Source organism: Aeromonas sp. HMWF014 (assembly GCF_963878295.1).
GTDB classification, from domain to species: domain Bacteria; phylum Pseudomonadota; class Gammaproteobacteria; order Enterobacterales; family Aeromonadaceae; genus Aeromonas; species Aeromonas popoffii.
The window spans coordinates 12,898-22,578 of sequence record NZ_CAWNYS010000120.1; the positions used below are offsets into that span (position 1 = coordinate 12,898).

The 9,681-nt window shown below is 61.0% G+C and carries 9 protein-coding genes and 1 pseudogene; 4 read left to right on the forward strand and 6 right to left on the reverse strand.

The genetic code is table 11. From position 1 onward, the window contains the following. Both menD and AAC083_RS04785 read right to left on the reverse strand, forming a co-directional pair. The coding region (menD, locus tag AAC083_RS04780; RefSeq protein WP_375134741.1) for a 2-succinyl-5-enolpyruvyl-6-hydroxy-3-cyclohexene-1-carboxylic-acid synthase at positions 1 to 941 on the reverse strand (941 nt) is incomplete at its 3' end. A gap of 51 nt (positions 942 to 992) precedes the next feature. Then, on the reverse strand, positions 993 to 2,312 hold the full coding sequence (locus AAC083_RS04785) for an isochorismate synthase (RefSeq protein WP_108535978.1): 1,320 nt from the start codon (positions 2,310 to 2,312) through the stop codon (positions 993 to 995). Between the two features lie 207 nt (positions 2,313 to 2,519). Between AAC083_RS04785 and AAC083_RS04790 the strand changes: the two genes are divergently transcribed. Both AAC083_RS04790 and AAC083_RS04795 read left to right on the forward strand, forming a co-directional pair. Continuing rightward, positions 2,520 to 3,425 (forward strand): 1,4-dihydroxy-2-naphthoate polyprenyltransferase, encoded by a 906-nt coding sequence (locus tag AAC083_RS04790; RefSeq protein WP_181364649.1) that lies wholly within the window; start codon positions 2,520 to 2,522, stop codon positions 3,423 to 3,425. A gap of 106 nt (positions 3,426 to 3,531) precedes the next feature. Further along, positions 3,532 to 3,747 (forward strand): DUF6500 family protein, encoded by a 216-nt coding sequence (locus tag AAC083_RS04795; RefSeq protein WP_108535980.1) that lies wholly within the window; start codon positions 3,532 to 3,534, stop codon positions 3,745 to 3,747. Positions 3,748 to 3,817: 70 nt separating this feature from the next. On the opposite strand, the gene AAC083_RS04800 is transcribed toward AAC083_RS04795, so the two are convergent. Beyond that, on the reverse strand, positions 3,818 to 5,263 hold the full coding sequence (locus AAC083_RS04800; RefSeq protein ID WP_108535981.1) for a PepSY-associated TM helix domain-containing protein: 1,446 nt from the start codon (positions 5,261 to 5,263) through the stop codon (positions 3,818 to 3,820). 360 nt (positions 5,264 to 5,623) lie between these two features. Between AAC083_RS04800 and AAC083_RS22910 the strand changes: the two are divergent. Next, positions 5,624 to 5,828 (forward strand): annotated as a pseudogene (locus tag AAC083_RS22910) (hypothetical protein); the annotation flags it as partial. On the opposite strand, the gene AAC083_RS04805 reads toward AAC083_RS22910, so the two are convergent. Beyond that, positions 5,816 to 6,106, reverse strand: coding sequence for a YkgJ family cysteine cluster protein (locus tag AAC083_RS04805; RefSeq protein ID WP_108535982.1), 291 nt, complete (start codon positions 6,104 to 6,106; stop codon positions 5,816 to 5,818). The pseudogene AAC083_RS22910 and the gene AAC083_RS04805 sit on opposite strands and share 13 nt — an antisense overlap. 113 nt (positions 6,107 to 6,219) lie before the next feature. Continuing rightward, positions 6,220 to 7,599 (reverse strand): ATP-dependent RNA helicase DbpA, encoded by a 1,380-nt coding sequence (dbpA, locus tag AAC083_RS04810; RefSeq protein ID WP_108535983.1) that lies wholly within the window; start codon positions 7,597 to 7,599, stop codon positions 6,220 to 6,222. 562 nt (positions 7,600 to 8,161) lie between these two features. Between dbpA and AAC083_RS04815 the strand changes: the two genes are divergently transcribed. After that, the gene (locus AAC083_RS04815) at positions 8,162 to 9,367 is read left to right on the forward strand and encodes a NupC/NupG family nucleoside CNT transporter (RefSeq protein ID WP_108535984.1); all 1,206 of its coding nucleotides are present in this window, start codon (positions 8,162 to 8,164) and stop codon (positions 9,365 to 9,367) included. A gap of 112 nt (positions 9,368 to 9,479) precedes the next feature. Here the strand turns inward: AAC083_RS04815 and AAC083_RS22915 are convergent. Next, positions 9,480 to 9,681, reverse strand: a 202-nt coding sequence (locus tag AAC083_RS22915; RefSeq protein WP_258224604.1) for a metal-dependent hydrolase, incomplete at its 5' end; no start/stop codon positions are given.

Below are 9,681 nucleotides of genomic sequence, written 5' to 3' on the forward strand. Positions count from 1 at the left end.
CAGGGGTGCTGCTTGATGAACTGGCCGAGCCGTTTGGAGATGAGGCGGGCACCGAATTGCAGCAACACTTCGGCGCGGGCCAGCTCGGCCACGAAGCAGCTGTCTTGCAGGGCGAGATCCATGTGAATAAGGTTGCGGGCATCGAAGCGGATCTGGCTCTGCAGATCCGCCAGCAGCGGCCAGCCGAGGCGCTCGGCCAGCTCGGCCACCACTTGTGCCTGGGCGGGATCCTGAATGCGTCCCGCGACTATGACGCCGCGTTTGCCCTGCAAGGCCGCCCAATCGGGCTGGCGGGGACAGATCTGCGCGTTCTGCTGCCAGGGGCTCCAGGGCTCGCCTGAATGCAGCCAGTCACCGAGCGGTGCCAGATAGTCGGAAAAATCCAGGTATTCATCGCCGGGATAGAGCGGCTCGGGGTACATGCAGTTGAAGTGCACCGGCCCCGGCGTCAGCGTCTGCTGGGCCAGGGCCTGATCCACCGAGCTCAGCACGAAGGCTGCGGGTATGGTCGGGGTGGGGCTCGGCAGGTTCTGCTGATAGACGGGGTAGCGACCGAAGATCCCCTGCTGATCGATCGCCTGGTTGGCGCCGTTGTCGATAAGCTCGGGTGGCCGATCGGCCGAAAGAATGATGAGCGGCACGCCTGTGAGCTGTGCCTCGGCCACCGCTGGCCAGAGGTTGGCTACCGCCGTGCCCGAGGTCATGATCACCGCCACCGGTCGGCCGCTGCCCTTGGCCAGCCCCAGCGCCATAAACCCCAAGCCGCGCTCGTCAAAGTGGAGGTGGCGACGAAAACCGGGGTGGGCGGCGGCCGCCATGGTGAGCGGCGCCGAACGTGAGCCGGAGGCCAGCGCTATGTCCCGCACGCCGAGGCGATGAAGCTCTTCCAGCAAGAGGGAAGACCAGACGTGATTGAAGGTGGCATGTTGACTGGCAAACACGGGGCTCGCAAACATGGGGCTCTCGCTGAATGAGGGGTCGATGGGAAAACGCTATCCCAGCAGGGAGAGCACGTTGGCGATCTTGTTGTCGAGTTCGGCCCACTCGGCGGCGGGCTCGGATCCCGCCACTATGCCTGCCCCGGCGAACAGGGTGATGGTCTGCGCCGTGACGCGGGCACTGCGGATGGCGACGGAGAACTCGGAGGTTTCCCGGCTCAGCATGCCGCAGGCACCGGCATACCAGCCGCGATCATGGGGTTCGAACTCGCGGATGAAGGCCAGTGCGGCTTCGCGCGGGGCGCCGCCCACGGCGGGGGTGGGGTGCAGGGCATCCAGCAGTTGCCAGTCACACACCCCGGGCTTGAGTTCGGCCTCTATGTCGCACTTGAGGTGCTGTAGCAGCCGCAGTTTCAGAATGCGCGGCTCGGTCAGGCTGGCGCTCGTGGTGAGCGGTGCCAGCCGGCTGAGGATGTCAGCGTGCACCAGCCGGTTTTCCAGCTGATTCTTGCTGTCGGTCAGCAGTTCGGCGGCCAGGGCCGCATCGGTCGCCTCGTCGCCGGATCGGCGAATGGTACCTGCCAGCGCCTCGGTGAAGAGGTGGTCTTGCTCCCGGCGGTAGAGTCGCTCGGGGGAGCAGGAGATGAAGCTCTGCTCGGGGGAGAACTGAAAGCCGAAGTGGAAGCACTCCTGGGCGTGTTGCGCCCACTGTGCCAGCAGTGACCAGGGGCAGAGTTGATCGTCGTGTAGCTGGCGGGAGAGCAGGCTCTCCCGCGACAGCACCACCTTGGGGGTGTGCGCCTGAAAGTCTGGCGCCGTCACCCGCTCGACCAGCGTCTGCCACTGGGCGGGGCCGGGGCAATCCTGGCGCTGCCAGGGCTGTTTTTGCAGGACAGGCAGCGGGGCTTCCGGGTGCAGGGCATCGAGGGCCGCTTCGGCCGCCTGCAGCTCGGCATCGAGATTGTCGTCGGTCAGCCAGAGATTGAGGCAGAGACTGACGCACTCGCCACGGCGCACCAGCTCGATGCGAGGCAGCACGAAACGGCAGGGGCCAAATCCTTGCCAGCCGGATTGGGCCGGATCGAACGCCAGTCCGCCGTAGTAGCGTGGGCTGTCGTCGTGGGGCTGGTTGGCGTGCTCGCAGACCTGCTGTATGTCTTGCGGCCGGGTCAGCTCACGAATGCTGCCCAGCGCCACGTATTCGGGCTTGTCGTGCCCTCTGGCATGCCAATAGATACGGGGATAGAGGGTCTGCGCCGCGAGCCAGCCCAGGAAGGAGCGGATCTCGACAGCCACGCGCAGCCGCACGAAGCCGCTGGCGTTGCTGTGACGCAGGGCGTCCAGTTGTTGCTTGATATGGGTCTGAGCCAACATGGATTTCGTCTATGAGCCGATAGTGACGGTCAATCCTGCAGAAGGATGCCGTTGGTTTATGCCAAAGGAGCGATTATTCCTATATATTATCTGCCCATTCGTCCATGTAAATCGCCCGGGGAGCTGACTCCCGAGGGGCCAAGTATACCGAAATCCGGTTCGATAACCCTTAACACGATCAATATCTGATTGTTTGGCCATCACAATATGACAAATACCTTCTCTATCTGGTTGTTGGCGGCGCGTTTGCGAACACTGCCGCTCGCCTGCTCTTCCATCCTGCTGGGATCAGGGCTCGCGGCCAGCCGTGGCGCCTTCGATGGCACCATCATGGCGCTCTCCTTGCTGACCGCCATCCTGTTGCAGATCCTCTCCAACCTGGCCAACGATTACGGGGATGCTGTCTCCGGTGCCGACAATGGTGAACGGATCGGTCCCCAGCGCGCCGTGGTCTCTGGTCTTATTACCCAAAAGCAGATGCGCATAGCCATGGCGCTGACCGCGCTGGCGGCGGTGGCGAGCGGTCTGCTGTTGTTGGGTTGTGCCTTCGGTGGCCAGTGGCTGCAGATCCTGGCGTTTGTGGTATTGGGCGGCGCAGCCATAGTGGCGGCCATCACCTACACGGTGGGCAAGACCCCTTATGGCTATCGTGGTTTCGGCGATATTTCGGTGTTTCTGTTCTTCGGTTTGTTGGGGGTGCTCGGCTCCTACTACCTCTTCACCAAGAGCCTGGAGTGGGATCTGTTGCTGCCTGCCACCGCTTGTGGCCTGTTGGCCACCGCCGTGCTCAATATCAACAATGTGCGCGACATCGAGACCGATGCCGCCAGCGGCAAGATCACCCTGGCGGTACGCCTTGGCCGTAACCGTGCCATCGCCTATCACTGGGTGCTGCTGGGGGCGGCGCTGCTGGCGGCCATTGCCTTTATCCTGACCCAGCCCGCCAGTGTCTGGCCCTGGATCTTCCTGCCCGCCATGAAGCCGCTCACCGACGCCGCCAAGACCCTGCGTACGAGTGTCGATGGCGAGGTGCTGACCGGTGCGCTCAAGAAGACCGCCATCAGTGCCTTCCTGTTCAGCCTGCTGCTCTCCATCGGGCTTGCACTCTCCTGATGATCTGCCGGCTGGTAGCTATATGAAGCGGGCTCCCTGGATGGGAGCCCTTTTTGTGTGTCGACGAAGCGTGTTGGCACTGAATCTGTCAGACAGGAACCCAGTCATGCGTGAATCACTCAAACGGAAAATCATTCAGGTCTGCCAGCAGAAAATTGCGCAGAAGGGGGACGCGGTGGGCGTCTCCTTCTATGCGTTTTTTGCCAACCGCAATGATGATCCCGAGCTGCTGATGGAGGCAGCGACCTGGTGGATCCAGACCCATGGACTCGACCATTTCGAGAAGGCCAGCAAGATCCTCCTGCTGGTCGAGCAGGAGTGAACGTAGGTTGTAATGAAACAGAGAGGGCTCCCAAGCGGGAGCCCTCTCTGTTGGTCGATGATGCTATCGACTAGCTGGCGCGCGCCACCTTGAGGGTTCGGCGGGAGAAGAGCAGGGTATCCAGCAGCCAGATAACGACCATGGAGGCGCCCACCAACGGGAAGCAGATACCGAGCAGCACCAGCACGGCGATGGCGCCGCGCATGGGGGGCAGTTTGGCCGGCAGCGGCGGGGCCGCGAGACGGCCCTGCGGGCGGCGGCTCCACCAGATCCAGAGGCCACTCACTGCGCTCAACAATACCATCAGGCAGATGAGCAGCATGGCGAGTTGATGGGGCCAGCCGTAGAGCTTGCCGGTGTGCAGCATGACGCCGGTTTCCACCGTCTTGGCGACCAGGCTGTAATCCTGCCAGCGCACGTCGGCCAGTACCTTGCCGCTGTACTGATCTATGTGCAGGGTGGCATCGTTGCGCGGATCATCGGCGAACAGGGCTATGGTGTAGACGCCGCTCTTGCCGGCCGGCGGCGTGATGCTGTAGCCCGGGGTGACCTGGCGCTCGTTGGCAAGCTCCACCACCTGTTGCAGCGAGATGCGGCGCTCGGCCATCACCATCCCCTCGTGTTCCCCGCCATGGTTCATGGCACTGTGATCGTGCCCTGCCGAACTCGGCGGCATGGCCGTGTCAGCCATCGCCATGGACGCCATCTCATCGGGCTGTGTCGAGCTCGGCATGGGGGTGTTCTCCATCGCCCAGGGCACAGTTTGGTCGTGGGCCTGGTTCAGGCTGCGGGCAAGCGGCGTGGATGCGGGCACCTGGTTCCACATGGCAGCGGGGAAGCGGTTCCAGACGTTGGCGAACTGATCTCCCCAGAAACCGGTCCAGGTCATGCCGCTTAGCAGCAACAGCAGCAGGAAGCCCGCGCCCCAGAAGCCGACCACGGCGTGCAGATCGCGCCACCAGAGGCGTCCGCGCTGGTTCATTCTGGGCCAGAGGATGCCGCCCACACCGGGCCCCTTGCGTGGCCACCACAGATAGAGGCCGCTGATGAGCAGTACTATGCCCCAACCGGCGGCCAGCTCGATCACTCTATCCCCGGTGGTGCCGAGCAGCAGCTCGGCGTGCAGGGCACGGGCCACCGCCTGCAGATTCCATTGGTTGTCCAGGGCGCCGAGCAGGGCGCCGCTGGCGGGATCGAGGAACAGGGTCAGCTCGCGGCCCCCCTGGCGGACGATGAACTGGGCGCTGGCATCCGGGCTGACCGGTGGCAGGTACTTGCTCAGGCTGGCGTCCGGCATGGCGGTCCGTGCCTCGGTCCACAGCGCATCGGCGCTCAGGGTCTGGCTGGCAGGCGTCGCCTTCATCAGCTCGGGATACATGAGATTGTCGAGCTGGGGCTTGAACAGGTACACAATGCCGGTGAGGGAGAGCAGGATCAGGAAGGGGGCGACGAAGAGGCCGGCGTAGAAGTGCCAGCGCCAGATCCGCTGGTAATGACTCGAGTCCCGGTTTTTCATCTCTGATCCTTGCGTTAATGACCAACGTTTCTGTTGGTGGAATGTTCATGGCGGCGCGGATAATAGCAGCAACGTTTTGTTAACTGCAACAGAACATGATGGGAGGGGCGGCCGATCCATATTGCTTGGTTATCTGTGCCCGCCATGGGCTGTCAGGCGCTAGCACAAAGGCTTGGTCATCGGGGGGGCATGGAATGTTGATAGATAAATCCTTACATTGTTGCAACATGTCACCGTTCTGGTGCAGTGGGAAAGGATCCAGGGAAGGAGACTGGCGTGAAGGTGCAACCACACGGCCATGTTGAGATACAGCGGCGCTGACAGGTGTTGATCTGTCCGCCGAGCGGCCCCTTCAACCTGATGGGGGCCATGGGCTATGAGACTGCCTTCAGCCAGCAGAGAGCTAAATTGCGCGATGCGCCCATGGGAATTGCCGAGGTGGCGACCGAGTGTGTGACTGCAGTGCGCCGAGGTGCTTACCCGGTTTTGTCGTCAGCTCGGCTGGTGCGCCGCCAATGGCGGGAGCGTCAAGCAATACCTGGCCGATCAGGCTCACTCCAGCTTGATAAACCATTTGTCCCGCTCATCGATGCAGTCGGGCTCACCCATCTCAAACTCGCGGCAGATCAGCGGTCGCACTTCATAGATACGGCACATCATGGTATTGCGGTCCAGCGCCGCACACCAGCCATCTTCTAGCCGGTGCATCACGGGCACCTGTCCCTCTATTTCGTCCACGTAGCGATCTGGCACGCCGGTATCGGTAAACAGCATGACTTCGAGGCGGCAGCAGCAGGCTTCGCAGTTCTGGCAGCTGACATCGGCTTGGGGTTCTCTGTTCATCTGTGTTGTCCATGCCATCGAAATAGCACATGTTCGATAAAAAACAGGCGCCTGCAAAGGCGCCCGTGCTGTGGTTCGTGACGCGTCGGGCAGGGTGCTGCCCGGCATCCTCCTTAACCCAGTTTGCGGGCGCGGTAGGTGCGCCCCTTGATCTTGCCTTCCTGCAACCGCTTGAGGGCGGCGCTTGCCACGCTGCGCTTCACCGCTACGTAGGAGTACTGCTCGGAGATCTGGATCTTGCCAACATCGGCCCCGGCAATACCGCCTTCGCCGGTCAGGGCACCCAGGATGTCACCGGCCCGTACTTTGGTCTTGCGGCCCGCATCGATGGAGAGGGTCACCATCTGCGGCGCGATCGGCTTGATCTCGCGGCCTATCTCGGCCAGATCTCCCTGCGGCATCGGGGCCTGCTGGTACTCTTCGATGAAGTTGACGCGCTGGGCTTCGTTCGGCTGATACAGGCTCAGGGCCAGACCCTGCTGGCCGGCGCGGCCAGTACGACCGATGCGGTGCACGTGCACTTCCGGATCATAGGTCAGCTCGAAGTTGATGACGGCGCCCAGCTCCTTGATGTCCAGACCACGGGCCGCCACGTCGGTGGCGACCAGAATGGTGGCGCTGCCGTTGGCAAAACGCACCAGTACCTGATCCCGCTCACGCTGCTCCAGATCGCCGTTCAGCGCCAGCGCCGAGAAGCCTTTGGCGGCCAGATGGTCGGCCACGTCGTTACAGGCGCGCTTGGTGTTGCAGAACACCACGCAGGAGCTTGGCTGATAGTGGCTCAGCAGCCAGGTCAGGGCGTCGAGGCGCTGACCGGCAGGCACTTCGTAGAGCTTCTGTTCGATGGCGCTCCCCTCGTGCAGGGACTCCACGCTCACCTCGACCGGATTGCGCTGCACGCCGCGACTCATCTGGGCGATCCCTTCCGGGTAGGTGGCGGAGAAGAGCAAAGTCTGACGCTGCTGGGGAGCATGGCTGATGACCCGGTTTATCTCTTCGCCAAAGCCCATGTCCAGCATGCGATCCGCTTCATCCAGCACCAGCGTCTTGAGGCCGGAGAGCTCCAGCGTGCCCTGTTCTAGGTGCTTGAGAATGCGCCCCGGGGTACCGACGGCGATGTGGGCACCGAAACCCAGCGTGGCGGATTGCGGCGCGGTCGGGGTGCCGCCACACAGGGTCACCAGTTTGACGTTGGGCAGGGCGCGCGCCAGACGACGGATCTCCTGGGCCACCTGATCTGCCAGTTCGCGGGTTGGGCAGAGCACCAGCGCCTGCACCTCGAGCCGGTTGACGTTGAGGCTGGAGAGCAGGCCGAGGGCGAAGGCGGCTGTTTTGCCGCTACCGGTCTTGGCCTTGGCGATCAGATCTTTGCCATCAAGCACCAGGGGCAGGCTCTGGGCCTGGATCGGGGTCATCTGCAGATAACCCAGACTGGCGAGGTTTTCGAGCAGGGCGGGGGAGAGGTTGAGGCTGCTAAATTCGCTGTTGTTCACAAAAGGACTCTATTTCGGAGAAAACGGGGATGCGCTAACGCTAAGGCCGCGCATTGTACCAGAATGCGGCCTCGGGTGTGGCGGATTTTTGAACGCCTGAGCAAAGGCATGTGGTGAGGCGTGTGAAGGAAAAAGCGGGGCTTTTCCTGTTTGTGTGCGAGGAACAGCATACAAAACAGCGTCAAAAATAGCGCGATGAAGCTGACCCCGTTCATCGAAAATAAGATAAACGTTTTTCAATCTGGTTTGATTAAATATTTTTATATCAAATTTAACCTGACCGCACCGATGGGACGGTGAACGCTTTGAGTGGATGTTTAAATGAGATGGATTACCAGTTTTAAAACTGAATGATTTATTTGTAAGTGACTGTTTGTTGGTTGTTTTATGTTTGATTAACGATGATTTAATGCCGCGCTTGGCGTTTAATTAATTTAAAAACGTTTGTATTATCCTGCATGCATAATATTGCGCGGGATTGTGATGGCTATCTGATTTTTAAATGTGCAAATGTCTATGATTGCGCCGGTCAAAAATTACAATTCACTCAGGTGCTACAGGTATGGAATTCGTTCACTTTGTGCTCGGACTGGTCATGGTCCTCGCTCTCGCGTTGCTGGCTAACCGCCACAACTGGAAACAGATCAAACTGCGTTATATCGGCCAACTGCTGGTGGTCGAACTGGCGCTGGCCTGGTTCATGCTGAACTCCGAAGTGGGTCTGGCGGTGGTGGGGGGCTTCGCGGCTGGTTTTACCAAGTTGATGGAGTTTGCCAAACAGGGTACCGACTTTGTGTTCGGTGGCCTGGTCAACGAAGGGGCCTTCTCCTTCTTCCTGATGGTGTTGATGCCCATCGTCTTCATCTCGGTGCTGATCGGTATTTTGCAGTACATCCGTCTGCTGCCCATCGTCATCCGCAGTATCGGTACCGTGCTGGCCAAGATCAACGGCATGGGCAAGCTGGAATCCTTCAACGCCATCAGCTCCATGATTGTCGGCCAGTCCGAGAACTTCATCGCGCTCAAGAACACACTGCCGCACCTGAACGAGAAGCAGATGTACACCCTGGCGGCGACGGCCATGTCCACCGTTTCCATGTCCATCGTCGGTGCCTATATGCAGCTGATCGAGCCGCGTTACGTGGTCGCCGCGCTGGTGCTCAACATGTTTAGCACCTTCATTGTGCTCTCTCTGATCAACCCGTATGAGCCGGACAACTCGGTCACCGACCTGAAAGCCATCGTCGAGGGCGACGAGCACCACACGCCGAAGAGAGAGAACTTCTTCGAGATGTTGGGCGAGTACATCATGGCCGGTTTCTCCGTGGCCGTGATCGTGGCGGCCATGCTGGTGGGCTTTATCGCCCTGATCGCCCTGATCAACTACCTGTTCGAGCTGGCGTTTGGCGTCAACTTCCAGTACGTCATGGGCTACCTCTTTTATCCGATCGCCTGGATCCTGGGTATCCCGAGCGGTGAAGCGCTGCAAGCCGGCTCCATCATGGCAACCAAGCTGGTGACCAACGAGTTTGTGGCCATGATGGACCTGGGCAAAGTGGCTGCCGAGCTCTCTCCGCGCACCGTCGGCATCCTCTCCATCTTCATGGTGTCGTTCGCCAACTTCAGCTCCATCGGCATCATTGCCGGGGCGGTGAAGGCACTGAACGAAGATAAGGGCAACATGGTTTCCCGCTTTGGCCTGAAGCTGGTGTACGGTTCTACCCTGGTGAGCCTGCTCTCTGCTGTGATTGCCGGTGTGATGATCTAATCGCACCTCGCCATCACCAGGACAACCCCCTGTCTCGGCAGGGGGTTGTTTTTTCAGGGGGGGAGCAAAGGTGCCTCCCGCTGATCTGCAGTGGTGCCGGGTCTGGGCCCGCTCAACCGGCCCAGTGGTTCCAGTAACCGGCCGCCAGCAGGGTGAGGGTACAAAAGCCGGTCTCGATGGCACCGCCGCTCTTGAGCGGCCAGCCCGGCAGCCGGTAGCGCCGCTTGAGCGGCCAGAACAGCGGAATGCCGGCGGGGGTGAGCCAATCCCCCAGCAGGTGGCTGAGGTAGCCGATAATGAGCGCATCCTTTACC